The following is a 23,744-nucleotide window of genomic DNA, read 5'->3' as shown; positions in this document are numbered from 1 at the left end:
ACAGCGATGGCGATCCGAGGGGACGCGGCCGGCCAGGCCTTCGCGCTCCCGACCGACCCCGAGCCCGAGATGGGGGCCGCCGCCCCGCGGCTGGACCCGGCCCGCGCGCGCATGCGCCGGCTGCCGGACCCCAAGCCCCTGACGCAGCACGGCCCCGCGCGGATCATCGCGATGTGCAACCAGAAGGGCGGCGTCGGCAAGACGACGTCGACCATCAACCTGGGTGCCGCGCTGGTCGAGTACGGCCGCAAGGTGCTGCTCATCGACCTCGACCCGCAGGGGGCGCTGTCGGTGGGCCTCGGCGTCCCGGCGCAGAACCTCGACCGGACGATCTACAACGCCCTCATGGAGCGGCGCACCTCGCTCAAGGACGTGCGGGTGTCCACCGACATCCCCGGCCTGGACCTGGTGCCCAGCAACATCGACCTGTCGGCCGCCGAGGTGCAGCTGGTCAGCGAGGTGGCGCGGGAGCAGACGCTGCTGCGGGTGCTGGCCGACGTCCGCGACGAGTACGACTACATCCTCATCGACTGCCAGCCCTCGCTGGGCCTGCTGACGGTCAACGCGCTGACCGCCGCGCAGGGCGTGGTCATCCCGCTGGAGTGCGAGTTCTTCTCGCTGCGCGGCGTGGCCCTGCTCGTCGACACCATCGAGAAGGTCAAGGAGCGGCTCAACCCCGAGCTGGAGATCTCCGGGATCCTCGCCACGATGTACGACGCGCGCACCGTGCACTGCCGCGAGGTGTTCAGCCGCGTGGTCGAGGCCTTCGGCGACACCGTGTTCCAGACGGTCATCCAGCGGACCGTGCGCTTCCCGGAGACCACGGTCGCCGGCCAGCCGATCACCACCTGGGCGCCCACGTCCTCGGGCGCGTCGGCCTACCGCGACCTGGCCAAGGAGGTCCTGGCGCTGTGATCGAGCTCGCGAGATCACACAGAGGCACAGCACCCCGGGGCACGCAGACGCCGAGCACCAGCGAGGTGGCGGCGTGACCCGCCGTCCGACCCTGCCGGGCGCGGCGGAGCTGTTCCGCCGCACCGACGCCGCCCCGGCGCCGGAGGTCACCGAGCTGCCCAGCATCAGCGCCACGGTGAGCTCGCCGGCGCTGCGCGGCGGGGCCGCCCGCCGGGGCGAGGACCCGGCCGCACCGGCCGCGCCGCTGACGCTGGTCCCCGGCGGTGCCGACGACGCCGACCCGCTGGCGTCCTTCCGCCGACCCGCGCCGGCCCCGGCCGTGACGCCGGTCCGGCCCACCCGCGGCCGGCCGCAGCGCAGCGAGCGCGTCAAGCACGACGAGAAGATCACCGTCTACATCTCCGCCGAGGAGCTGCTGGCGCTGGAGAGCGCCCGGCTGACGTTGCGCGGCCAGCACGGGGTGGCCGCGGACCGGGGTCGGATCGTCCGCGAGGCGATCAGCGTGCTGCTGGCCGACCTCACCGAGCGCGGCGAGGACTCGGTCCTGGTCCAGCGCCTGAAGAAGTAGCGCGATCACTCCGCACCGCGGGAACCGGCACTGTCGGTGACCGCTCCTAAGCTGAGGGTGTGACAGCGACGAGTGCGCCGGAGGTCGGCAGCGGGCGGTTCACCGTCCGGCTGACGAACTTCGAGGGCCCGTTCGACCTGCTGCTGCAGCTGATCGGCAAGCACGAACTCGACATCACCGAGATCGCGCTGTCGCAGGTGACCGACGAGTTCATCGCCCACCTCAACGCGCTCGGCGACGAGCTCGACCTCGACCAGGCCAGCGAGTTCCTCGTCGTCGCCGCCACCCTGCTCGACCTCAAGGCCGCCCGGCTGCTGCCGGCCGCGGAGGTCGAGGACGACGAGGACCTCGAGCTGCTCGAGGCCCGCGACCTGCTCTTCGCCCGGCTGCTGCAGTACCGCGCCTACAAGCAGGCCGCCGCCTTCCTGCGCGAACGCGAGGCCGACGCCGTCCGACGGTTCCCCCGCGACGTCGCGCTGGAACCCCGCTTCGCCGACCTGCTGCCCGAGGTGCTGCTCGGCGTCACCCCCGAGCAGTTCGCCGCCCTGGCGACGAAGGCGCTGACCCCGAAGGTTCCGCCGACGGTCGGGATCTCGCACCTGCACGCGCCTCCGGTGAGCGTCTCCGAGCAGCTCCTGCTGGTGCGCAACCAGCTGCTCGAGGCCGGGACGGCGAGCTTCCGGGCGCTGACCGCCGACTGCGAGCACACCCTCGAGGTGGTGGCCCGGTTCCTCGCCCTGCTGGAGCTCTACCGCCAGCAGCGGGTGGTGTTCGAGCAGCTCACCCCGCTCGGTGAGCTGCACGTGCGCTGGGTCGGCGGCGCGGACGCCGGGCCCGCGCTCTCCGACGACGGGGAGTACGCATGAGCGACGAGCGGCCGCCCATCTCCTGGGACGCGCTGGCCGCCGAGCTCGCCGCCACCCGCGAGGAGGCCGAGCAACGCGACGGCGCCGACCCCGCCACCTGGGACGCCGTGGCCGCGGAGCTGGCCGTCCGGGTCGCCGAGCGGCCCGCGCCCGTGGCCGAGCCCGCCGCGGTCGAGGAGCCCGCGCCCCTGGCCCCGCCCGTCGCCGCCGTCCCGCCGCGCGAGCCGGAACCCGGACCCGAACCGGAGCCCGAGGACCAGCCGGAGCCCGACCTCGCCCCGGCCGCGCTGCGCGGTGGGCTGGAGGCGCTGCTGTTCGTCGTCGACACCCCGGTCGACGAGGTCACGCTGGCCGGCGCGCTGCGCTGCCCCGTGCCGCGGGTGCGGACCCTCCTGGTCGAGCTCGCCGAGGACTACGACCGCCGCGGCGCCGGCATCACGCTGCGCCGGGTGGGGGAGGGCTGGCGGCTCTACACCCGCGAGGACCACGCCGCCGTCGTCGAGCGCTACCTCGTCGACGGGCAGCGCAGCCGGCTCACCCAGGCGGCGCTGGAGACCCTCGCCGTCATCGCCTACTGCCAGCCGGTGACCCGCGCGCGGGTGTCGGCGATCCGCGGCGTCGGTGTGGACGGCGTCATGCGCACGCTCATCTCCCGCGGCCTGGTCTCCGAGGTGGGCACCGACCCCGACAGCGGCGGCGGGCTGTACGCGACCACCCCGCTGTTCCTCGAGCGGCTGGGGCTGGGGAGCCTCGACGAGCTGCCCGAGCTGGGGCCGTTGCTGCCCGAGACGTCGACCGTGCTCGGCGAGCACCCCGACGCCTGAGAGAGGACCCCTCTGCCCCGCCACTCGCAGGCTCGCGGCGGGAGCCTGCAGAGGAGCCGGACAGCGCCGGCGATCCGCGAGGAACCCTGGCCATCACCGCACGCTCGCGCGCGTCCTCGCGTGCTCGCGCTGTTGCAACCGCGCACGAGCGGCAGGAACCGCGCGAGAGTCGGGCTCAGGCCTCCCGCACCGCCGGCAGCGGCTCCGCGGGGCGACGTCCGCCCGTCCGGGGGACGGCGGGACGCCGGGTGGGAGACTGGACCGGATGGACACCGCCCCGCACGACGACACCACCCCCGGCCCCGGCGAGGGCTGGGCGGAGGACATGGAGCTCGCCCCGGTCCACCCCGGTGACCGCGGCCCCGCCCGCAGCGACGCCGCGGCGGAGGGGGAGCGGCTGCAGAAGGTCCTCGCCCGCGCCGGGGTCGGCTCCCGCCGGGTCGTGGAGAACATGGTCGACCAGGGCCGGATCAGCGTGAACGGCAGGACGGTCACGGTGCAGGGCATGCGGGTCGACCCGGAGCGGGACAAGATCGCCGTCGACGGCGTCCGCATCGAGCTGCGCGACGACCGGGTCACCTACGCGCTCAACAAGCCCGCCGGCGTCATCACGGCGATGAGCGACGACCGCAACCGCCCGACCATCGGCGACATGGTCGGCGACCTCGCGCCCGGCCTGGTGCACGTCGGCCGGCTGGACCAGGACACCGAGGGCCTGCTGCTGGTCACCAACGACGGCGAGCTGGCCCACCGGCTGGCGCACCCCTCCTACGAGGTGCGCAAGACCTACCTGGCGCAGGTGTCGGGCTCCATCCCGCGCGACCTGGCCCGCCGGCTGCGCGCCGGCGTGGAGCTCGAGGACGGCCCGGTGAAGGTCGACTCCTTCCGCGTCGTCGACACCCACGCCGGCCAGTCGGTCGTCGAGGTGGTGCTGCACGAGGGGCGCAAGCACATCGTGCGGCGGCTGCTGGCGCACGTTGGGCTGCCGGTGTCGCGGTTGACCCGCACCGCCGTCGGCCCGGTCAAGCTCGAGCGCATGCGCAGCGGGTCGATCCGCCGGCTCACCCGCTCCGAGGTCGGCGCCCTCGAGGAGGCCGTGGGTCTCTAGGGGACCCAGCGCGCCGGGTCGGCGAGCACGCCGTCCAGCGCCCGCAGCGCCGCGCCGGTCGCGCCCGCGGCCGGCGGCCCGGTGACGGCCTCGACCACCGGACGGCGCCACCGCGCCGACAGCACCCGCCGGCCCAGCAGCTCCTCCAGCCGGGGGCGCAGCGGCTCGGCCAGCGCGGCCAGGTGCCCCCCGAGGACGACCGCCGGCAGGTCGAGCACGTTGAGCACGCCGGCCAGCGCCACGCCGAGCGCGCGGGCCGCGGCGTCGAGGGCGCGCTGCACGTCGGCGTCCCCGGCGCGGGCGACGACCTCCGCCGGCGGCGTGTCCCGCGGCAGCCCGGCGGCGACGAGCAGCGCGTGCCGCCCGGCGTACTGCTCCAGGCAGCCGGTCGAGCCGCAGCGGCACGTCGGCCCGTCGGGGTCCACGCAGACGTGCCCCACCTCGCCGGCCCAGCCGGCGCTGCCGGTCAGCACCCGCCCGCCGAGGACGGCGGCGCCGCCGATGCCGATCTCCCCGGAGACGTAGAGGAAGTCGCGCAGCGGGCCGGGGTGTCCCGGCGCGGCCTCGGCCACGGTGCGCGCGGCCAGGTCTGCCTCGTTGCCTAGCACCGGACGCAGCCCGCCGGGCAGGTGCGCGGCCAGCAGGTCGACGGCGGGGACGTCGGACCAGCCGAGGTTCGGCGCGCGCAGCAGTACCCCGTCGTCCACCAGTCCGGGCAGAGCCAGCCCGGTCCCGGCCAGCCGCAGCTCCCCGGTCGGGCCGTCCAGCAGCGCCGTGGTGAGCACGCCCAGCCGGGCCAGCGTGCGCGCCGGGTCGCTGCCGACCAGGTCGGCGTCCTCGACGTGCTCGGCGACGGTCCGGCCGCGCAGGTCCAGCACCCGCGCTGCGAGCAGCCCGGCGTCCACCTGCAGGCCCAGGGCGCCGATCCGGGCGCCCGGCAGCAGCGGGGTCGCGGGGCGGCCGCGCCGGGGCAGCGCCAGCCGCTCGCCCTCGTCGAGCAGTCCGCCGGCGACCAGCTCGTCGACCAGCCGGGCGGCGGTCGCCCGCGTCGTCCCGGTGCGGGCGGCGACGTCGGCACGGGACAGCGGCCCGTCGGCGGCACACACGGTGCGCAGCACGAGGGCGAGGTTGGAGCTGCGCAGCGTCGACTGCCGCGCCCCCGTCTGTCCCACCGTCCGCACCCCTTGAGGTTAGCGGCGCACCTGCCTTATGTTCTACGGAAGAACAAAACCCGATCGAGGGAGATCGCATGAGCACGCCGCAGCCCACCAAGGACGACCGGTTCACCTTCGGCCTCTGGACGGTCGGCTGGCCGGCCCGCGACCCGTTCGGCGACGCCACCCGCCCGGCGCTGGACCCGGTCGAGAGCGTGCACCGGCTGGCCGAGCTCGGCGCCTACGGCGTCACCTTCCACGACGACGACCTCATCCCCTTCGGCAGCGACGACACCGCGCGGGAGAACCACGTCAAGAGGTTCCGCGCGGCGCTGGAGGAGACCGGCCTGGTCGTGCCGATGGCGACGACCAACCTGTTCACCCACCCGGTGTTCAAGGAGGGCGGCCTCACCAACAACGACCGCGACATCCGCCGGTACGCCCTGCGCAAGGTCATGCGCAACATGGACCTGGCCGCCGAGCTGGGTGCGCAGACCTACGTGCTGTGGGGCGGCCGCGAGGGGGCCGAGGTCGACTCCGCCAAGGACCTCAAGGCCGCGCTGGACCGCTACCGCGAGGGCATCGACACCCTCGCCCAGTACTCGGTCGACCGCGGCTACGGGCTGCGCTTCGCCCTCGAGCCCAAGCCCAACGAGCCGCGCGGCGACATCTTCCTGCCCACGATCGGCCACGCCCTGGGCTTCATCTCCACCCTCGAGCACGCCGACCTGGTGGGCCTCAACCCCGAGGTCGGCCACGAGCAGATGGCCAACCTCAACTACACGCACGGCATCGCCCAGGCGCTGTGGCAGGGCAAGCTGTTCCACATCGACCTCAACGGCCAGAAGGGCCCGCGCTTCGACCAGGACCTCGTCTTCGGCCACGGCGACCTGCTGTCGGCCTTCGCGACCGTCGACCTGCTGGAGAACGGGTTCCCCTCCGGCGGCCCGCGGTACGAGGGCCCGCGGCACTTCGACTACAAGCCGCTGCGCACCGAGGACGTGGGCGGCGTGTGGGAGTCGGCCGCGGCGAACATGCGCACCTACCTGCTGCTCAAGGAGCGGGCCGCCGCCTTCCGCGCCGACCCGGAGGTGCAGGAGGCGCTGGCTGCCGCGCGCGTGCCGGAGCTGGCGCAGCCCACCCTCGGCGAGGGCGAGACGTACGAGCAGCTGCTGGCTGACCGCTCGGCGTACGAGGACTTCGACGCCGAGACGGCCGGTGCCCGACCCGGCGGCCAGGTGCGCCTGTCCCAGCTCGCGCTGGAGCACCTGCTCGGCGCCCGCTGAGTCCGGTAGGCACTCCGTCATGACACTGGTGGCCGGGGTCGACTCGTCGACCCAGTCGTGCAAGGTCGTGGTCCGGGACGCCGAGACGGGCGTCCTCGTGCGGGAGGGCCGGGCGCCGCACCCCGACGGCACGGAGGTCGACCCGGCTGCCTGGCGGGCCGCGCTGCGGGCGGCGATCGACGAGGCCGGCGGTCTCGGCGACGTCGCCGCCGTCGCGGTCGGCGGGCAGCAGCACGGGATGGTCTGCCTCGACGAGGACGGCGCGGTGGTCCGCCCGGCGCTGCTGTGGAACGACACCCGGTCCGCCGGTGCCGCAGCCGACCTGGTGGCCGAGCTCGGCGGGCCGGAGGCCGGCGGGCGGGCGTGGGCCGACGCCGTCGGCCTGGTGCCGGTCGCGTCGTTCACGGTCACGAAGCTGCGCTGGCTGGCGCAGCACGAGCCGGGGAACGCCGCGCGGACCGCAGCGGTGTGCCTGCCGCACGACTGGCTGACCTGGGAGCTGGCGGGCTCGCCCGCACTGGACACGCTCGTCACGGACCGCGGGGACGCCAGCGGCACCGGTTACTGGTCGCCCCTCACCGGCGAGTACCGCCTCGACCTGCTCGAGCGGGCGTTCGGCCGCACCCCCGTCGTCCCGCGTGTGCTCGGCCCGGCCGAGCCGGCCGGGACGGTCGCCGCCGGCGCCCTGGCCGCCGACGGGGGAGCGGTGCTCGGGCCGGGCACGGGGGACAACGCCGCCGCGGCCCTCGGCCTCAGCGCCGAGCCCGGCGACGTGGTGGTCTCCATCGGCACCTCGGGGGTGGTCTCCACCGTCTCGACCACGCCGATGACCGACCCGACCGGCACGGTCGCCGGGTTCGCCGACGCCACCGGGCACTTCCTCCCGCTGGTCACCACCCTCAACGCCGCCCGCGTGCTCGACGCGACGGCCCGGTTGCTCGGGGTCGACCACGCGGAGCTGTCCCGGCTGGCGCTGTCCGCGCCGCCCGGGGCCGGCGGCCTGGTGCTCGTGCCCTACCTGGAGGGTGAGCGGACACCCAACAAGCCGTACGCCACGGGGGCGCTGCACGGCCTCACCCTGTCCACCGCCGAGCCGGCGCACCTGGCGCGGGCGGCGGTCGAGGGCCTGCTGTGCGGGCTCGCCGACGGGCTCGCGGCCGTGGCCGCCGGGGGGACGCGGGTGCGGCGGGTGTTCCTCGTCGGCGGCGGTGCCCGCTCCGAGGCGGTCCGCCGGATCGCCCCCGCCGTCCTCGGCGTGCCGGTGCTCGTCCCGCCGCCGGGCGAGTACGTGGCCGACGGCGCGGCCCGGCAGGCCGCCTGGGTGCTCGCCGGCGGCGACACCCCGCCGGTCTGGCCGAGCGCCGCCACCGAGGTCCACGAGGCCGACGCGGTGCCCGCCGTCCGCGAGCGCTACGCCGAGGTCCGCGAGCTCACCGCGCCGCGGCTGCGCTGACCGGCGTCGCCCCGACCGACCCGGGACGCCGGAGGGCGGCTGCGCGGGGTACCTAGACTCGACCGAGGGGCACGGCGACCCGTCGCCCCGCACCGATCGAGGAGAGTGGTAGTGGCCGTCCGAGCCATCCGGGGCGCGACGCAGGTGGACGCCGACGAGCGGGAGCTGGTCCTCGACGCGACCCGTGAGCTGGTCACCGCGGTCATGGAGCGCAACCAGCTGCAGCACGACGACGTCATCAGCATCCTGTTCACCGCCACCCCCGACCTCGTCTCGGAGTTCCCGGCGCTGGCCGCCCGCGAGCTCGGCTTCGGGGACGTGCCGCTGATGTGCGCCACCGAGATCGGCGTGCCGCACGCGCTGCCGCGGGTGCTGCGGCTGATGGCCCACGTGGAGACCGACCGGCCGCGCACCGAGGTGCAGCACGTGTACCTGCGCGGGGCCGTGGCGCTGCGACGGGACATCGCACAGTGAGTGACTTCACCGGCCAGGTCGCGCTCGACGGGCCGTCGGGCACCGGCAAGTCCAGCGTCGCCCGTGCGGTCGCCGCGCGGCTGGGCGCGGCCTACCTGGACACCGGTGCGATGTACCGCGCCGCCACCGTCGCCGTCCTCGACGCCGGGGTGGACCCGGAGGACGCCGACGCCGTGGCCGCCGCCGTCGCCGCGGCCGCGATCGAGGTCGGGACGGCGGCCGACACCGAGCTGGTGCAGGTCGACGGCGTGGACGTCGCCGTGCGCATCCGCGGCCCGGAGGTCACCCGTGCGGTCTCGGCGGTCTCGGCGGTGCCCGCGGTGCGCCGCCGGCTGGTCGACCAGCAGCGCGCGCTGGTGGCGGCGGCCGACGCGGTCGTCGTCGAGGGCCGCGACATCGGCACCGTCGTCCTGCCCGACGCGACGCTGAAGGTCTACCTGACCGCCGCGCCCGAGGCCCGCGCCCAGCGGCGGGCCGCCCAGCTCGGCCTCACCACGCCCGACGAGGTCGCCGAGCTCGCCGCCGACCTGCGCCGCCGCGACGAGTACGACAGCAGCCGGGCCGACAGCCCGCTGCGCCCGGCGGAGGACGCCGTCATCGTCGACAGCACCCACCTCGACCGCGAGGGCGTCGTCGACCGGGTGGTGGAGCTGGCGCTCTCGACGGTGGTGGCTGCGTCGTGACGGAGCAGAGCGGCCCGCTGCCGGTCGTCGCGATCGTGGGCCGGCCCAACGTCGGCAAGTCCACGCTGGTCAACCGGATCCTGGGCCGCCGCGCCGCCGTCGTCCAGGACACCCCGGGCGTCACCCGCGACCGCATCGCCTACGAGGCGCTGTGGAACGGCAGGCGCTTCACCGTCGTCGACACCGGCGGCTGGGACCCCAAGGCCAGCGGCCTGGGCGCGTCGATCACCCGCCAGGCCGAGTACGCGATGAAGACCGCCGACGTCATCGTGTTCGTCGTCGACAGCCAGGTGGGCGCCACCGACACCGACCTGGCCGCCGCGCGGATCCTGCGCCGCAGCGACCGCCCGGTGATCCTGGTGGCCAACAAGGTCGACGACGAGCGCAGCGAGGCCAACGCCGCCGAGCTGTGGTCGCTGGGGCTGGGGGAGCCGCAGCCGGTCAGCGCGCTGCACGGCCGGGCCAGCGGCGACCTGCTGGACCTGGTGCTGGAGGCGATGCCGGAGGCCCCGCGGGAGCAGGAGGACGAGGGTGGCCCGCGCCGGGTGGCGCTGGTCGGCCGGCCCAACGTGGGCAAGTCGAGCCTGCTCAACCGGCTGGCGCGCGACGAGCGCTCGGTCGTCGACGCGGTCGCCGGCACCACCGTCGACCCGGTCGACTCGATCGTCACGCTGGGCGGCGAGGAGTGGCGTTTCGTCGACACCGCCGGGCTGCGCCGCAAGGTCAACACCGCCAGCGGCATGGAGTACTACGCCAGCCTGCGCACCGAGGCCGCCATCCAGGCCGCGGAGGTCGCCGTCGTCCTGCTGGCCGCCGACGAGGTGGTCAGCGAGCAGGACCAGCGGGTCATCACCCAGGTCGTCGAGGCCGGCCGCGCGCTGGTCATCGCCTTCAACAAGTGGGACGCCCTCGACGAGGACCGCCGGCTGCAGCTCGAGCGCGAGATCGAGCGCGACCTGGCCCGGGTCAAGTGGGCCTCGCGGGTGAACGTCTCGGCCAAGACCGGCCGTGGCGTGGACAAGCTCGCGCAGCACCTGCGCGAGGCGCTGGCGTCGTGGGAGACCCGGGTGCCGACGGCGGAGCTGAACACCTACGTCCGCGCGCTGGTGCAGGAGACGCCGCCGCCGGCGCGTGGTGGCCGCGCCCCGAAGATCAAGTACGTCACGCAGGCCGACGTCCGCCCGCCGCGGTTCGTGGTCTTCTCCACCGGCTTCCTCGAGGCCGGCTACCGGCGGTTCCTGGAGCGCAAGCTGCGCGAGCGCTTCGGCTTCCACGGGACGCCGATCGAGATCTCGGTGAAGGTCCGCGAGGGTCGGGAGCGGCCGCGCGGCTGACCAGCGATCGGACGGGCCGGCCCGTCCGCAGGTGGGCGACCGCTGGGGGGTGCCACCCGGCCGATCCCGTGCGAGTCTGTGGCCCCCGGACGCCGGTGCCGAGGCGTCAGCCCCGCGCCTCCCCCTTCCCGGCCTCCGGACCGAGGTGGTGCGCGTGGACGTCGTGGAGCTCTCGCGGTTCCAGTTCGCCTCGACCAGCATCTTCCACTTCTTCTTCGTCTCGCTCACCGTGGGGCTGGCGTTCCTGATCGCGGTGATGGAGACGATCGCCTTCGTCCGCGAGGACCGGCGCCACGTCTACGAGAAGATGACCAACTTCTTCGGTCACCTCTTCCTCATCAACTTCGCCGTGGGCGTGGTGACCGGCATCGTCCAGGAGTTCCAGTTCGGGATGAACTGGAGCGAGTACTCGAATTTCGTCGGCAACATCTTCGGCGTCCCGCTGGCGCTCGAGGTGCTGATGGCGTTCTTCCTCGAGAGCACCTTCATCGGGCTGTGGTGGTTCGGCAAGGACCGGCTCAAGCCCTGGATGCGGCTGGGCAGCATCTGGCTGGTCGCGATCGGCACGCAGATCAGCGCCTTCTGGATCGTGCTGGCCAACGCCTGGATGCACCACCCCGTCGGCTACGAGGTGGTCGACGACCAGGCCCGCCTGACCGACTTCGCCGCGGTGGTCTTCAACTACAAGGCCTGGCTGTACTTCGCCCACGTGCAGGGCAGCGCCTGGACCGTCGCCGCCTTCTTCGTCCTCGCCATCTGCGCCTACCACCTGCTGCGCCGCCAGGACGTCGACGTCTACTCCCGGGCCCTGCGGATCGGCCTGGTCTTCGCCGCCGTCGGCACCGTCTTCTCCGCGACCAGCGGCCACACCGCGGCCCAGGTCGCCCGCGAGGACCAGCCGATGAAGTTCGCCGCGATGGAGGCGCAGTGGGAGACCTCCGACTCGCCGGCCCCGTGGTCGCTGGTCGCGTTCATCGACGAGGACGAGCAGCGGAACTCCTTCAACATCGAGATCCCCGTCCTCGGCTCGGTGCTGGCCTACAACAGCCTCGAGGGCCGGTACGAGGGGCTGGTCCCGCTCAACGAGGAGTACCGGGAGCTCTACGGCGAGGGGGACTACATCCCGCCGGTCGCCTGGGTGTACTGGTCGTTCCGGATCATGGTGGCCATCGGTGGGCTGCTGCTGGCCAGCGCCTTCCTCGGGCTGTTCCTGTGGGGGCGCAAGCGGGGCGCTCTCGACAGCACGCGCTGGTACCTGCGTCTGCTGGTCCTGCTGCTGCCCCTGCCCTGGGTCGCCAACTTCACCGGCTGGATCGTGACCGAGATGGGCCGCCAACCGTTCATGGTCTACGGCCTGCTCACCGTCGAGGAGGGCGTCAGCGCCAACACAGCGGGTGAGGTGCTCGCCGGCCTGATCGGCCTGTGGGCGGTGTACCTCGCGCTGATCGGGCTCGACGTCTACCTGCTGACGGTGACCGCGCGGGCCGGCATCCACCGCAGGCCCGAGGCCCAGCTGGTCGCCGCCCCGGCGCCGGACTACGAGGGGGCCGGGTTCCAGGGGTACGAGAGGCGGGACTGACGGTGGACCTGGTCACGCTGTGGTTCTGGCTCATCGCGCTGTCCTTCACCCTCTACTTCTTCCTGGAGGGCTTCGACTTCGGCGTCGACATCCTGCGGCCGACACTGGCGCGGACCGAGGCGGAGGAGCGGGCGCTCACCGGCACCATCGGGCCGTTCTGGGACGGCAACGAGGTGTGGGTGATCGCCGCGGCCGGGCTGATGTTCTCGACCTTCCCGGTCTGGTACGGCGCGGTGTTCAGCGGCATGTACCCGCTCTTCGTCCTCATCCTGCTGGCCCTGCTGCTGCGCGGCGTCTCCTTCGAGTACCGCAACCAGGTCGACAGCGAGCGGTGGCGCTCGTTCTGGGACTGGATGTCCTTCGGCGGCAGCGTCGTCCCGTCGTTCCTGTGGGGCGTGATCATGGCCAAGATCATCGAGGGGCTGCCGGTGAGCGCGGAGGGGCGCGTGCAGGGCGGCTTCGCCGAGATGTTCACCCCGTTCTCGATCGTCGGCGGCCTCACCACGCTGCTGCTGTTCATGCTGCACGGCGCGAACTTCCTGCTGCTGCGCCTGCACAAGGACACCGTGCTGTACGACCGGGCGCGGACGGCGGCGCTGCGGTGGGGGGCGCTGGCGACGGTGGCGATCGTGGCGTTCGTCGTCATGGGCTACGTGACCGAGGACCTGTTCGAGGACTTCGGGTTCGCGTCCTGGGTGTTCCCGGTCGCGGCCTTCCTGACGCTGGCCAGCATCTGGCTGGCGCTGTCGCGCCGCCGGGACACCCTGGCCTTCACCATGAGCGGCCTGACCGTCCTGTTCGCCACGGTCACGGTGTTCATCGCGCTGTTCACCCGGGGGGAGGTGCTGCCCTCGACGCTCGACCCGGCCTTCGGCCTCACGCTGGAGGAGACGGCCAGCCAGCATTACACGCTGGTGCTGATGACCTGGGTCGGCGGGATCTTCCTGCCGCTGATCATCGGGTACCAGATCTGGAACTACTACGTCTTCCGGGAGCGCGTCCGCCCGGACGAGGGCGCGCTCACCCACGGCTACTGATGGCCCACCGCTCCTGATGGCCCGCGGTCCCGCAGCACGCCTGCTGAGCCTGCCCGGTCCCCGGCGGCTGGCGCTGGTCTGCGGGGTGCTCGCGCTGCTGACCTGGGCGCTGCTCGTCGTGCAGTGGGCGCTGGTCGCCGCCTTCGTGGCCGCGGTCGTCGAGGACGGCGAGGTCCCCGGCGCCCTGATCGGGGTCCTGGCCGGGGTGCTGGCCACCTGGGGCGCCCGCGCCGCCGTGGCCGGCGTGCGCGACCGGGCGGCGGCACGGGCCTCCGCGCGGGTGAGGCGGACGCTGCGGGCGACGCTGCTGCGCACGCTCCTCGTCCTCGGGCCCGGCGCCGTGGCCGGCGAGCGGGCGGGGGAGCTGGTCACCACCGTCACCGAGGGCGTCGGCAGGCTCGACGGAGTCGTCGGGCGGCTGCTGCCCGGCGCCGTGACGGCGGCCGTCGTCCCGCCGCTGGTGGCTGTGACGGTGCTGGTGCTCGACCCGGCCGCCGGCGCCCTCCTGCTCCTGACCGGCCCGCTGGTGCTGCTGTTCCTGTGGCTGACCGGCACGCTGGCCGCGCGTGCGTCCCGCGCCCAGTGGGACACGCTGGCCCAGCTCGGCGCCGCGCTGGTCGACACGCTGCGGGTGCTGCCCACGCTGGTCGCCTACGGCCGGGCGCGGGGCAGCGCCCGCTGGCTCACCGACGTCAGCGAGGCCCACCGGCGGAGCACCATGCGGCTGCTGCGGACGGCGTTCCTCAACGGCTTCGTGCTCGAGTTCGGTGCGGTCCTGTGCACGGCCCTGGTCGCGGTGACCGTCGGCGTGCGGCTGTTCGAGGGCGAGCTGACCCTGCAGCGCGCCCTGCTCGTGCTGCTCCTGACGCCGGAGTTCTTCGCGCCGCTGCGCGCACTCGGGGCCGACCGGCACGCCAGCCTCGAGGGGACGCCGGCCGCGGAGCGGGTGTTCGCGCTGCTGGACGCGCCCGCACCGCACCGCGGCACCCGCCCGGCGCCGGCGGGGGTCCCGCACGTCGAGCTGCGCGGGGTCACCCTCCGGTACGGCGAGCGGCTCGCCCTCGACGGCGTCGACCTCGACCTGCCGCCGCTGTCCCGGACCGCGCTCGTCGGGCCGAGCGGTGCGGGCAAGAGCAGCCTGGCCCGGCTGCTGCTCGGCTTCGCCGTCCCCGACGAGGGCAGCGTGCTGGTGGACGGCGTCCCCCTGACCGAGTTCGACCCCGACAGCTGGCGGGCCCGGGTGGCCTACGTGCCCGAGCGCCCGTGGCTGCTGCCGGGCAGCGTCGCGGACAACGTGCGGCTCGGGCGGCCGGGCGCTCCCGACGCCGACGTCGCCGACGCGCTGGCCCGGGCGGGGCTGGCCGACGTCGTCCGCCGGCTGCCCCAGGGCCTGGCGACACCGCTGGGCGAGGACGCCGCCCGGCTCTCGGGCGGGGAGCGGCTGCGGCTGGCGCTGGCCCGCGCGTTCGTCCGCGACGCGGCGCTGCTCGTGCTCGACGAGCCCACCGGCCAGCTCGACGAGGCCACCGAGGCCGCGGTGCTCGCCGCCCTCGACGACCTCGCCGCCGGGCGCACCGTCGTCACCGTCACCCACCGGACCGCGCCGCTGGCGCTGCACGACCGGGTCGTGGTGATCGAGGACGGCGCGGTCCGCGGTGCGGCGGTGCCGCGGTGAGGGAGGTCCTCGCGCTGGCCGGAGGGCCGCGCACGGCGCTCGCCGTCGTCTTGGGGGCGCTGACCGTGCTGTCCGGCGCGGCGCTGCTGGCCACGTCCGGGGCGCTGATCACCGGCGCGGCGCAGCGGCCCTCGACGCTGCTGGTCCTCATGCCGCTCATCACCGGGGTGCGCCTGTTCGGGGTCGCCCGGGCCGCGCTGCGCTACGCCGAGCGGCTGGTCACCCACGACGTCACCCTCCGGGTGGTCGCACGGGTGCGCGGCCGGCTGCTCGAGCGGCTGACGCCCCTGGCGCCGGCCGCGCTCACCGGCGCCCGGGGCGGCGAGCTGCTGTCGCGGGTGCGCACGGACGTCGACGAGCTGCAGGGCGTCGTCGCCCGCCTGCTGGTGCCCGCGGGGGTCGCCGTGCTCGCCGGCGCGACGGCGGTGGGCCTGACCGCGCTGGTGTCGCCGGCCACCGCCGCCGTCCTGGCCGTCCTCCTGCTGGTGCTGGGGGGAGCCGTCCCGGCCGCCGCGGCCCGCGCGGGACGGCGGGCGGCGGTGGCTGCGGCGCTGGCCGACGCCGCCGTCGCGGCCGACACGCTCGACCTGGTCCGCGGCCTGGCCGACCACCTCAGCGGCGACGGCGGGACCACGGCACTGCGCGCGCTGGACGACTCCCTCCTCCGGCAGGAGGAGGCCGAGCGGGCCGCGGCCCGGCTCACCGCGGTGACCACGGTGTGCCGGGAGGGCGTGCCGGGCCTGGGTCTCGTGGCGGCGCTCTGGCTGGTCGGGGCCGACGTCGCCGCGGGGACGACCGGCCCGCTGCTCCTCGCGGCCTGCGCCCTCGGGGTGCTCGGCGCCTTCGAGGCCGTCGGGGGGCTCGGCGCGGCGTGGAGCGCCGCGGGCGGGATGCGCGCCGCTGCCGAGCGGGTGCGGGCCCTGGGCGAGCTGCGTCCCGCGGTGACCGACCCGGAGGCGCCGCGGCCGCTGCCTGCCGGGTCCGCGCTGTGCCTCGAGGGCGTCGGCCTGCGGTACCCCGGCGCCGCGGAGGCCGCGGTGGCGGGCCTGGACCTCGCCGTGCCGGACGGCGCCAAGGTGGCGCTGACCGGGCGCAGCGGCGCGGGCAAGAGCAGCGTCCTCGCGCTCGCGCTGCGCGCGCGGGACCCCGACACCGGGCGGGTCACCCTGGGCGGCACCGACCTGCGCGACCTTGCCCTCGACGGCGTCCGGTCCCGCGTGGCCTGGTCGGCCCAGTCGCCCCAGGTGCTGGGCGGCACCCTGGCCGGCAACCTCCGCCTCGGCCGGCACGACGCTCCCGACGGGGAGCTGGCCGCCGTCCTGGACGACGTCGGGCTCGACGGACTCCTCGCTGACCCCGGGCTGCACGGGTGGGTGGGGGAGGCGGGGGAGCGGCTGTCGGCCGGTGAGCGGGCCCGCGTCTCGCTCGCCCGGGCGCTGATCAGCCGGGCCGACGTGCTGCTGCTCGACGAGCCGACCGCCCACCTCGACGGTGCGCTGTCGGCCCGCGTCCTGGACCGGCTCGCCCGCGACCCCCGCGCCGTCCTGCTGGTGACGCACGACGCGGCCGCCCTGGACGCCCGGTGGCGGGTGGTCGACCTCGACGCCTCGCACCGATGAGTCCGGCCGTCGACCGCGGTCTCCCCGGCATGACCGCACCGCAGACGCACGCCCTGGAGACGCAGGGCGCCGTGCTCGCCTACGACGTCCGGCCCGGCTCCTCCGCCGAGCCCCCGCTGCTGCTCATCGGCTCGCCGATGGCCGCCTCGGGCTTCGCCTCGCTGGCCGTGCGCTTCCCCGACCGCACCGTCGTCACCTACGACCCGCGCGGAGCCGAGCGCAGCCGACGCACCGACGGCGCGACCGAGTCCACGCCCGAGGAGCACGCCGACGACCTGTCCCGGCTCATCGACGCCCTGGGCGCCGGGCCGGTCGACGTCTTCGCCAGCAGCGGGGGAGCGGTCAACGCCCTGGTGCTCGTCGCCCGCCACCCCGAGCGGGTGCGCACCCTGGTCGCGCACGAGCCGCCCGCGGTGCAGCTGCTGCCCGACCGCGAGCCCGCGCTGGCCGCCTGCCGGCACGTGCACGACACCTACGCGCGCGCCGGGCACGGCGCCGGCCTGGCCGAGTTCATCCGCCTCGTGCAGCACTCGGGGCCGACGGACGGGTTCACCGAGCAGCCGGCGGCCGACCCGGCCGCCTTCGGCCTGCCGACCGAGGACGACGGCTCGCGGGACGACGTGCTGCTCGGGCAGAACCTGCTGACCTGCACCTCGCACGAGCACGACGTCGAGGCGCTGCGCCGCGCGTCCACCCGGGTCGTGGCCGCCGTCGGCGTCGGCTCGGCCGGGCAGCTGGCGCACCGGGGTGGTCTCGCCCTGGCCGAGCGGCTGGGGACGACGGCGGTCGAGTTCCCCGGCGACCACGGCAGCTTCCTCGACGCCGGCTACGGCCCGCCACCGGACGTCGACGCGATGGCCGAGCGGTTGCGCGAGGTGCTGGCCGGCGACCGGGATCCGGTGGCGACCGGCAGCTGACCACCGGTCGGGACCGGATCCCGGGTGCGGTAACCTGCTCTACGCAAGCGTCCGGGCGGTGCGAGCCGCCCGGCGCTCGGGCTGTAGCGCAGCTTGGTAGCGCACTTGACTGGGGGTCAAGGGGTCGCAGGTTCAAATCCTGTCAGCCCGACAGTGAAACCGCAGGTCAGAGGCGGGTCGGTCCTTCGGACCGACCCGCCTCTCGCGTAAGTACAGCAACCGCACCGCAACCGGGACCGCAACGCGGTTTGCACCGCAACGTCACCAGTGGATCGCCTGCCCGAGCTTGTCGGCCGCCTCGCGCTGCTGCGCCGGGGCCACGTGGCTGTAGATGTCGGCCGTGATGGCGTAGGAGCTGTGACCAAGGTGCTCCTGCACCACCTTCGTGTGCGTGCCCGCGGCGAGCAGGAAGCTCGCCGTCGAGTGACGCAGCGTGTGCAGGTGGACGCCGTGCAGGCCGGCTCGCTCGGCCAGTGCCTCGAACCGACGCAGGACGTTGCGCGGCTCCAGCGGCGTGCCGATCTCCGAGGTGAACACGAGCCCGCTGGCCTGCCACAGGCTGCCCGCGGCGAGCTGCTCCGCGGCCTGGCGCTTGCGGTGCGCCCGCAACGTCTCGACGGCGGGGATGGGGAGCGGCAGGGTGCGCCGCGACTTCTCCGTCTTCGGCTCGCCGAGCTCAAGGCCAGCCGACGTCCGCGATAGCGTCCACCGCACCCGCAGGACCTCGTCGTCCAGGTCGACGTCTCGCCAGTGCAGGGCCAGCGCCTCCCGCGGCGGAGGCCGGTCGACAGCATGACCCGGTAGAGGGCCTCGAGGCGGTCGCCTCGGATCGCCTCGAGCAGCGCCTCCGCCTGCTGGGCTGACAGATAGGCGGCATCCTTGCGCTCGACGGCCGGTCGCTTGACCACGGCGGCCGGGTTGCGCTGGATCAGCCCGTCCCGCACCGCGACGTCAAGGGCGGCCCGGAGCACGGTGTAGATCGTTCGGACGGTCGACGGGGAGAGTCCGGCGCGGCGCTTGGCGAGCACCAGGGTCTCGACGTCGGAGGGGCGAAGCCGGTCGAGGGGCAGGCTGCCCAGCTTCGGCACCAGGTGGCTGCGAACGATGGTCGCGTACAGGTCGATCGTCGCCTGCTTGCGGTCGCTCGCCGGCAGCGCCTTCGTCGTCCAGTCCTCCAGCCAGGCGGCCATCGTGATCGACGCATCCTTGACCGGGGCGCCAGCCTCGACGCGCTCCCGCAGCTCCCGGAGCTTCGCCCGCACCTCCGCCTGCGTTCTGCCGCTGACCTCCCGCCGCTTCACCTCGCCGAAGTCGTCTCGGTAGGTCAGGGCCGAGTACCACCGTCCGTTGGCCCGCTTGAAGATCGAACCCTCGCCGTTCCCTCGCTTCGCCATGGGGCTGCTCCGATCGCCGGGGCCGGCGGCCGTCCGGCCGCTTTCCGTTCCTGATGGTTCGGCGGACAGTGTTCAGCACCGGTCTGACCACGGTGCCCGCTCTGCACAGGTCAGGCCGCATCCGGGGGATCGGGATCAAGGAGCCCGCTCTGATTCGCCGACTTCGGCTGGCTGCGTCGACGGTGCTGGCCGGGCGCCACTGGATTCTCCAGCATGCGGACATAGCGCTCGAGTTCGGCGCGGGCCAGCCGACAGCTGCGACCGATGTGGACCGGGCGCAGGTCGCCGGCCTTCATGAGGGCGTAGACCGTGGTGCGGCCGATGCGGAGAACCTTGGCCGCATCCTCGGGCGTAAGCAGCAGGGGGCTCTTGGTCGGCATGTCCTGCAGCGACTCGGGGTCGTCCATCTCGTCTCCTCCAAGCATTCCGATCCGCCGGTCGCCGTCCGGCAGCGGCCGTGCGCGGGCGACGATGGGCGCGGTGCGTTCCTCGACGATGAGGGACCGACCTCCTGTTCTTCTCCGGTTCCGCGCTGGTCAGCACGGACCGGTGACCAGCGGGAAGGAGGCACCGGCTCCGCAGCTTCTCCCGGTCCCCGCGAGCTGCTACCGGAGGAGTACGGGAGGGAACCTGAAGGACGCTGTGGTACCGCGGGTTCAAGCTGCCGTATCCGATGTCCTGTGATCTTGGAGACGGCCGCTGTCACCGGTGGAGGTGTCAGCGAGGTCGGTCTCGAGGGTCCCCGATGGACAATGCCCCTCGGCGCGGAGGCCGACGTGGTGCCGGCGGTGGTAGGCGGCCAGGACGGCGTCGAGGGCAAGTGACAGGCCGGCAAGGTCACGGTCGTAGATCCGGCCGTCATCGAGCTGCGCAGCCAAATCGGCGAGGGCCTGAGGCCAGTCGCGTCGGGTGACTGACTGCCGCACGGAGACTTGCACGCGCCGTTCGACGATCTGCACTGCCGCCCGGCCCGAGGCCGCAGCGCGGGTTTGCTCCCAGGCGCGGTGCCGGCAGGTCGCCGAACACCATTTGGGGATCGGGCCCCGGGCTCGCGCGGTGATCGGCCCGCCACACCAGCCGCAGGCCGTCGCGGCGGCCCGCCGCTCGGGGCCGCCTCCGGCCTCCGCCGGGTCGGAGCGGGCCTTCGTCGTCCGTGTCCGCTGGGCTTGTTGACGCCGTTGCTGTTCGCGCTGTCCGGCCCGGTTCTCGGGGATGCCGCGGTCTCCCATGCCTGCGATCTTGCTGATCATCCTTCGGAAACTCGTCACCACGAGTTGGTGAAACTCCTGAGTGCATGAGGTGTGATGGCCCGTGATCTTGTGGTTCTCCAGGTCTCCGGCTGGGAACAGGTCACGCCGTAGGCGGGTGCCGGGGGAGGTGGCTCTGCCTCGTCTGGCGTTTGCGGTGTCCCAAAAAGGCGGCTCTAGGGACAGCCAGCGCCGTCGGCAGCAACCGCAAGCCGGGTGCGCGCCACCAGGGTGGGCCGCAGCACAGGGCGGTGGGCCACTTCAATTCGAGCAGGTGCGGTTCGGCGCCGAAAGAATGACGGGATGGCCAGCTCCCCGCGCATCCCTGGGTTTTCCAGCGATGCCGCCCGCGCCCGGTTCCTGGCGGTGTACGACAGGGTCCTGCAACGGCTCTGGCCTGTACCCGTACGGGCCGAGGACATCGCGACCAGCGCGGGCACCGTCCGTATCTACCGGGCCGGCCCCAACGGGGAGGATCCGTATGTCCTGCTGACGATGCTCGGTGGGAACGCGCTGGCCTGGCACCGGTGGATGGGGCGCTTCGGTGACCGTTCGGTCATCGCAGTGGACCCGTTCGGTGAGCCCGACCACTCGGTTCAGACCCGGCCGGTGAACAGCCGTGAGGGCGCGGCCGGGTGGGTAGAGGAACTGCTCGCTCGCATCGGCGCCCAGCGGGCGCACCTGGTGGGGGCGTCCTGGGGTGGCTACCTCGCCGTCGAGCACGAGTTGCGCCACCCCGGCCGGGTCGCGGCGATCACCCTCGTCGAGCCGGCCGGGCTGAGAACACTGCCGTGGCGGTTCTGGCTGTGGACGATCCTCAGCGGCCTGGCCCTGCTGCTACCGGCTCCGCTGCGCCGGTGGGCAGCCCGCCGGCTGCCCAACGCCACCCTGGCCGAGGACGAGCTCCTTAGGGTGTTGCGCGCCTCGCTGAGGTACCGGCGCCCAGACAACCAGACGGTGGTGTTCACCGATCAGGAGCTGGCCGGCGTCCGGGTGCCGGTGCAGGCGCTCTTCGGTAGCCGCAGCCCGCTGCAAGCCGTCGGCGTCGACCGGCTGCGCGCCGCGGTGCCGGGCTGGCGGGTCGAGGTGATTCCGGGTGCCGGTCACACCCTGGTCATGGATGCTGAGGACCAGGTGATCGAGCGCGTCCTCGCCTTCCCCCCGCCAGCCCCCACTGGAGAGAGGTCCTGACCGCACCCGAGCAGAGGTCCAACGCGCTCCGACGGGACGCCCGCCCGAGGGATAGTCCTCGTCAACACATTGCCCTGAATGGGCCGCTAAGCTCGCCTTTTAACTTCAGGCGGCGGTCTTGTGGACGGCGGGATGGCGGGGTGCTGGTCCTTGTCGGCTGCCTTTGGGGCGTCCGGGTGAGCGTCCGCAGGGTTTCGGTGGGCTGGCCGGGGTGCCGAGGGTCAGCAGCAGTTGGGCGAAAGCCCGGCGGATGCGGGTCGGGGTCAGCCGGGCGGTCGGCAGCCGACGCTCCCAGGGCAGCCGGGTGTCGGCGGTGATCGAGCGGGCCAGCCGCAGCTGGGTGTAGGCGGCCAGGATCAGCCAGGTCCAGCGGTCGGCCTGCTCCGGGGTGCGGATCCGTGGGGTGGTCCAGCCCAGCGCCTGCTTGCAGAAGCGGAACGTGTGCTCCAGGTCGAAGCGGCGGATGTAGGCCCGCCAGCACCGGTCCAGGTCGGGGCGGCCGGGACCGGCTCACCACAGCCACAGCGTCTTCACCGCCCGGCCGCGCGGCCCGGGCAGGTGCTCGACCTGCACGCGGATCACCGTGCCGGTCACGATCGGCGGGCGCGGGCAGTCGATCCAGCGGCCGCGGCCGGCCAGCTTGGGATGCAGCTCCGCCCAGGCCGCCACCTGCACCCGGCCGTACTGCTCGTCGTCGACCTCGAGGGTCTGCTCGGGAGCCGGCCAGGTGGCCGACTCGGCGCAGAGCAACCGGGCGCCGTGCCGGCGCGGCCGGCCCAGCTGCCCCGGCAGCCGGGCCGCCGGAGCGGTGTAGAAGACCCGGTCGCCGCGGATGCGGACCAGCACCGCCACCGGCAGGTCGGCCAGGTCGACGGTGAGCGCGATCGGGTCGTAGCCGGCGTCGAAGACGAACAGCGGCACCGCCTCGATGGGGCCAAGACGGCCGGTCAGCGCGCGGATCTGGGTGGCGGTGGCCTGCCCGAGGTCCTCACCTGGAGTCAGGCGGCGGACGTCGAGCGGCGCGGTCCAGGAGTCCCGCGCCCAGCTCAGCTGGGCGATCCAGGAGTAGCACCAGCCGGCCACGATCGGCTGCCCGGCCGAGTGCTGGGTCGGTGAGTAGTAGAACCCCCGCCCCGGTGAGCACTCGGCGTCGCAGCGGGCCCACGTGCTGGCATCCACGGCGAAGACCGGCGCACAGCCGTGGCCTCGGTGAGCGACGAGCAACTCGGCCAACCGTTCGGCGTCGACCTCGCCGGCGGCTAGGGCGGCATACACGCTGCCCCAGCCGCGCCGGTGCACCGGGACCAGGCTCAGATGCGGCAGCGACGGCAACGCCTCGGCCGCCAGCAGCCCATCGATCAGCTCGAACAGCGCATCGCGGCGCCGGCCCAGACATCGGTACAGCTCGTCGCGGAAGCGCTGCAGCCGCAACAGGCCCGTAGTGATCAGGCTCTGGTCAACCCCGTCGGCCAGCGTCAAACTGTCCATCACGGCCACCGCCGTCGCTTCGAAGCGTCGCAACTCCGAAGCATCCAACGGTGGCCGTCCTCATGCCAGACCCCGAATCACACCGGCGCAACTACCCGGCGCCCGGGGTTAAAAGGCGAGCTAAGAAGTCGTTGCGGAAGTACGCCAGCGGGGTCGACGCGCCGCGCCACGGCCGCCTCACCTGCGCCACCTGTCGGCAGCGGGAGCCAAGCCTGACTTCCGCAACGTCCTGTAAGGGACACCTGAGCGTCGCCTGCGCCGCCCGCAACCAGAACGGGCACCCACGCACAGGCGGGTGCCTGCCGTGGGTGCCCGTCCGGGGAGCACCTGGCGCGGTCGGGCCGCGCCGATGGGATCAGTGAGCGGAGTGCGCCTGAGTGCGGCCGTGGTCGGCGGTCCAGTCGTCGTCGCCCTCGGGCTTCTTCGCCAGCAGGGCAGCGCCCACTGACCACACGATGCCGCCAAGCAGGCCGATCCACGCGCCGATCTCGGGGGAGAGGTCCGCACCGCGCTCGAAGGCGCCCGGCGCGTCCACGATGTAACCCAGGGACAGCAGGACGGCGGCGATGCCGACGGCCAGGGCGGTGAGCGAGAGGCTGCGGTGCTGGCGGCCGCCGGCCCGCTTCAGGGCGTACTGCAGGGCCACGGCCAGGCCGACGCCCACGAAGGCGACGAGCGCGATGCTTGTGTCGGTCTCGTAGCCGGAGCCGGTGGCGCTCTGCTCACCGTTGGTGGACACCCAGTCCAGGTACGTGGCGATCAGAAAGACCACGACTCCGGCCGTGGCGACGTGCGCGCCCACCGGGTTCGCCCGGCGGACGTGGTCGGCGGTGCGGGCACCGGACGTGTTGGTCGAATCAGTTGTTGCCATAACACCGCGTTACCCCAAAGCCCATGATCGGCACGGAACGTGAGCTAGCCGTCATTTGCTG

22 protein-coding genes and 1 tRNA gene are annotated in these 23,744 nt (G+C 74.1%); 17 read left to right on the top strand and 6 right to left on the bottom strand.

Going from position 1 to position 23,744, the window contains the following annotated elements; genetic code table 11:
* Positions 1-6: 6 nt before the first annotated feature.
* The 5 genes from ACWIX7_RS27475 to ACWIX7_RS27455 all read left to right on the top strand — a co-directional run bounded on the left by ACWIX7_RS27475 (position 7) and on the right by ACWIX7_RS27455 (position 4,281).
* Positions 7-915 carry a ParA family protein gene (locus tag ACWIX7_RS27475; protein WP_448619554.1) on the top strand — a complete coding sequence of 303 codons (909 nt, stop codon included), beginning with the start codon at positions 7-9 and terminating at the stop codon, positions 913-915.
* A gap of 73 nt (positions 916-988) precedes the next feature.
* The gene (locus ACWIX7_RS27470) at positions 989-1,483 is read left to right on the top strand and encodes a hypothetical protein (RefSeq protein WP_448619553.1); all 495 of its coding nucleotides are present in this window, start codon (positions 989-991) and stop codon (positions 1,481-1,483) included.
* Between the two features lie 59 nt (positions 1,484-1,542).
* The gene (locus ACWIX7_RS27465) at positions 1,543-2,349 is read left to right on the top strand and encodes a segregation and condensation protein A (protein ID WP_448619552.1); all 807 of its coding nucleotides are present in this window, start codon (positions 1,543-1,545) and stop codon (positions 2,347-2,349) included.
* Positions 2,346-3,173 carry an SMC-Scp complex subunit ScpB gene (gene scpB, locus ACWIX7_RS27460; protein WP_448619551.1) on the top strand — a complete coding sequence of 276 codons (828 nt, stop codon included), beginning with the start codon at positions 2,346-2,348 and terminating at the stop codon, positions 3,171-3,173. Before ACWIX7_RS27465 ends, scpB begins: the two co-directional genes overlap by 4 nt.
* Before the next feature lie 265 nt (positions 3,174-3,438).
* Entirely contained in the window at positions 3,439-4,281 is an 843-nt protein-coding gene (locus tag ACWIX7_RS27455; protein WP_448619550.1) for a pseudouridine synthase, read from the top strand.
* Here the strand turns inward: ACWIX7_RS27455 and ACWIX7_RS27450 are convergent.
* A complete protein-coding gene (locus tag ACWIX7_RS27450) occupies positions 4,278-5,453 on the bottom strand; it encodes an ROK family protein (RefSeq protein WP_448619549.1) in 1,176 nt (391 codons plus the stop codon). The two genes, ACWIX7_RS27455 and ACWIX7_RS27450, sit on opposite strands and share 4 nt — an antisense overlap.
* A 77-nt stretch (positions 5,454-5,530) precedes the next feature.
* On the opposite strand from ACWIX7_RS27450, the gene xylA reads away from it, so the two are divergent.
* The 11 genes from xylA (at position 5,531) to ACWIX7_RS27395 (ending at position 17,643) form a co-directional block, all read left to right on the top strand.
* Positions 5,531-6,721 carry a xylose isomerase gene (gene xylA, locus ACWIX7_RS27445; RefSeq protein WP_448619548.1) on the top strand — a complete coding sequence of 397 codons (1,191 nt, stop codon included), beginning with the start codon at positions 5,531-5,533 and terminating at the stop codon, positions 6,719-6,721.
* Positions 6,722-6,740: 19 nt separating this feature from the next.
* Positions 6,741-8,174, top strand: coding sequence for a xylulokinase (gene xylB, locus ACWIX7_RS27440; RefSeq protein ID WP_448619547.1), 1,434 nt, complete (start codon positions 6,741-6,743; stop codon positions 8,172-8,174).
* A 111-nt stretch (positions 8,175-8,285) separates the two neighbouring features.
* Positions 8,286-8,648 carry a chorismate mutase gene (aroH, locus tag ACWIX7_RS27435; protein ID WP_448619546.1) on the top strand — a complete coding sequence of 121 codons (363 nt, stop codon included), beginning with the start codon at positions 8,286-8,288 and terminating at the stop codon, positions 8,646-8,648.
* Positions 8,645-9,331 carry a (d)CMP kinase gene (gene cmk / locus ACWIX7_RS27430; protein WP_448619545.1) on the top strand — a complete coding sequence of 229 codons (687 nt, stop codon included), beginning with the start codon at positions 8,645-8,647 and terminating at the stop codon, positions 9,329-9,331. The genes aroH and cmk overlap by 4 nt, the downstream gene beginning before the upstream one ends.
* Positions 9,328-10,665, top strand: coding sequence for a ribosome biogenesis GTPase Der (der, locus tag ACWIX7_RS27425; protein WP_448619544.1), 1,338 nt, complete (start codon positions 9,328-9,330; stop codon positions 10,663-10,665). Before cmk ends, der begins: the two co-directional genes overlap by 4 nt.
* A gap of 154 nt (positions 10,666-10,819) precedes the next feature.
* Entirely contained in the window at positions 10,820-12,244 is a 1,425-nt protein-coding gene (locus ACWIX7_RS27420; RefSeq protein WP_448619543.1) for a cytochrome ubiquinol oxidase subunit I, read from the top strand.
* Positions 12,245-12,246: 2 nt separating this feature from the next.
* Positions 12,247-13,281 carry a cytochrome d ubiquinol oxidase subunit II gene (cydB, locus tag ACWIX7_RS27415; protein ID WP_448619542.1) on the top strand — a complete coding sequence of 345 codons (1,035 nt, stop codon included), beginning with the start codon at positions 12,247-12,249 and terminating at the stop codon, positions 13,279-13,281.
* Between the two features lie 16 nt (positions 13,282-13,297).
* Complete coding sequence (gene cydD / locus ACWIX7_RS27410; RefSeq protein WP_448619541.1) at positions 13,298-14,956, top strand: thiol reductant ABC exporter subunit CydD; 1,659 nt, start codon at positions 13,298-13,300, stop codon at positions 14,954-14,956.
* Complete coding sequence (gene cydC, locus ACWIX7_RS27405) at positions 14,953-16,575, top strand: thiol reductant ABC exporter subunit CydC (protein ID WP_448619540.1); 1,623 nt, start codon at positions 14,953-14,955, stop codon at positions 16,573-16,575. The genes cydD and cydC overlap by 4 nt, the downstream gene beginning before the upstream one ends.
* 29 nt (positions 16,576-16,604) lie before the next feature.
* The gene (locus tag ACWIX7_RS27400) at positions 16,605-17,492 is read left to right on the top strand and encodes an alpha/beta fold hydrolase (protein ID WP_448619539.1); all 888 of its coding nucleotides are present in this window, start codon (positions 16,605-16,607) and stop codon (positions 17,490-17,492) included.
* 77 nt (positions 17,493-17,569) lie between these two features.
* A tRNA-Pro gene (locus ACWIX7_RS27395) sits at positions 17,570-17,643 on the top strand.
* A 110-nt stretch (positions 17,644-17,753) separates the two neighbouring features.
* Here the strand turns inward: ACWIX7_RS27395 and ACWIX7_RS27390 are convergent.
* From ACWIX7_RS27390 to ACWIX7_RS27380, 3 genes are all read right to left on the bottom strand, one after another.
* Positions 17,754-18,248 (bottom strand): tyrosine-type recombinase/integrase, encoded by a 495-nt coding sequence (locus ACWIX7_RS27390; RefSeq protein ID WP_448622202.1) that lies wholly within the window; start codon positions 18,246-18,248, stop codon positions 17,754-17,756.
* 748 nt (positions 18,249-18,996) lie between these two features.
* Complete coding sequence (locus tag ACWIX7_RS27385) at positions 18,997-19,293, bottom strand: helix-turn-helix domain-containing protein (RefSeq protein ID WP_448619538.1); 297 nt, start codon at positions 19,291-19,293, stop codon at positions 18,997-18,999.
* Between the two features lie 249 nt (positions 19,294-19,542).
* Entirely contained in the window at positions 19,543-20,136 is a 594-nt protein-coding gene (locus ACWIX7_RS27380; RefSeq protein ID WP_448619537.1) for a hypothetical protein, read from the bottom strand.
* Positions 20,137-20,436: 300 nt separating this feature from the next.
* On the opposite strand from ACWIX7_RS27380, the gene ACWIX7_RS27375 reads away from it, so the two are divergent.
* Positions 20,437-21,324, top strand: a complete 888-nt coding sequence (locus ACWIX7_RS27375; RefSeq protein ID WP_448619536.1) for an alpha/beta fold hydrolase — start codon at positions 20,437-20,439, stop codon at positions 21,322-21,324.
* Positions 21,325-21,834: 510 nt separating this feature from the next.
* Here the strand turns inward: ACWIX7_RS27375 and ACWIX7_RS27370 are convergent.
* Together ACWIX7_RS27370 and ACWIX7_RS27365 are read right to left on the bottom strand one after the other, a co-directional pair.
* Positions 21,835-22,845, bottom strand: coding sequence for a transposase (locus tag ACWIX7_RS27370; protein WP_448619535.1), 1,011 nt, complete (start codon positions 22,843-22,845; stop codon positions 21,835-21,837).
* Between the two features lie 322 nt (positions 22,846-23,167).
* Positions 23,168-23,683: a hypothetical protein gene (locus tag ACWIX7_RS27365; protein WP_448619534.1), complete on the bottom strand. Its 516-nt coding sequence runs from the start codon at positions 23,681-23,683 to the stop codon at positions 23,168-23,170.
* Between the last annotated feature and the right edge of the window lie 61 nt (positions 23,684-23,744).

The organism is Geodermatophilus sp. URMC 65, from assembly GCF_053502545.1.
This window is presented reverse-complemented; position numbering and strand designations above follow the sequence as displayed.

Coding starts and splice junctions, on each gene's coding strand:
- ACWIX7_RS27400 (WP_448619539.1), top strand. CDS start 16,605: ATGACCGCACCGCAGACGCACGCCCTGGAGACGCAGGGCGCCGTGCTC.
- xylA (WP_448619548.1), top strand. CDS start 5,531: ATGAGCACGCCGCAGCCCACCAAGGACGACCGGTTCACCTTCGGCCTC.
- ACWIX7_RS27380 (WP_448619537.1), bottom strand. CDS start 20,136: ATGATCAGCAAGATCGCAGGCATGGGAGACCGCGGCATCCCCGAGAAC.
- scpB (WP_448619551.1), top strand. CDS start 2,346: ATGAGCGACGAGCGGCCGCCCATCTCCTGGGACGCGCTGGCCGCCGAG.
- ACWIX7_RS27365 (WP_448619534.1), bottom strand. CDS start 23,683: ATGGCAACAACTGATTCGACCAACACGTCCGGTGCCCGCACCGCCGAC.
- cydD (WP_448619541.1), top strand. CDS start 13,298: ATGGCCCGCGGTCCCGCAGCACGCCTGCTGAGCCTGCCCGGTCCCCGG.
- ACWIX7_RS27385 (WP_448619538.1), bottom strand. CDS start 19,293: ATGGACGACCCCGAGTCGCTGCAGGACATGCCGACCAAGAGCCCCCTG.
- ACWIX7_RS27475 (WP_448619554.1), top strand. CDS start 7: ATGGCGATCCGAGGGGACGCGGCCGGCCAGGCCTTCGCGCTCCCGACC.
- ACWIX7_RS27375 (WP_448619536.1), top strand. CDS start 20,437: ATGGCCAGCTCCCCGCGCATCCCTGGGTTTTCCAGCGATGCCGCCCGC.
- xylB (WP_448619547.1), top strand. CDS start 6,741: ATGACACTGGTGGCCGGGGTCGACTCGTCGACCCAGTCGTGCAAGGTC.
- ACWIX7_RS27455 (WP_448619550.1), top strand. CDS start 3,439: ATGGACACCGCCCCGCACGACGACACCACCCCCGGCCCCGGCGAGGGC.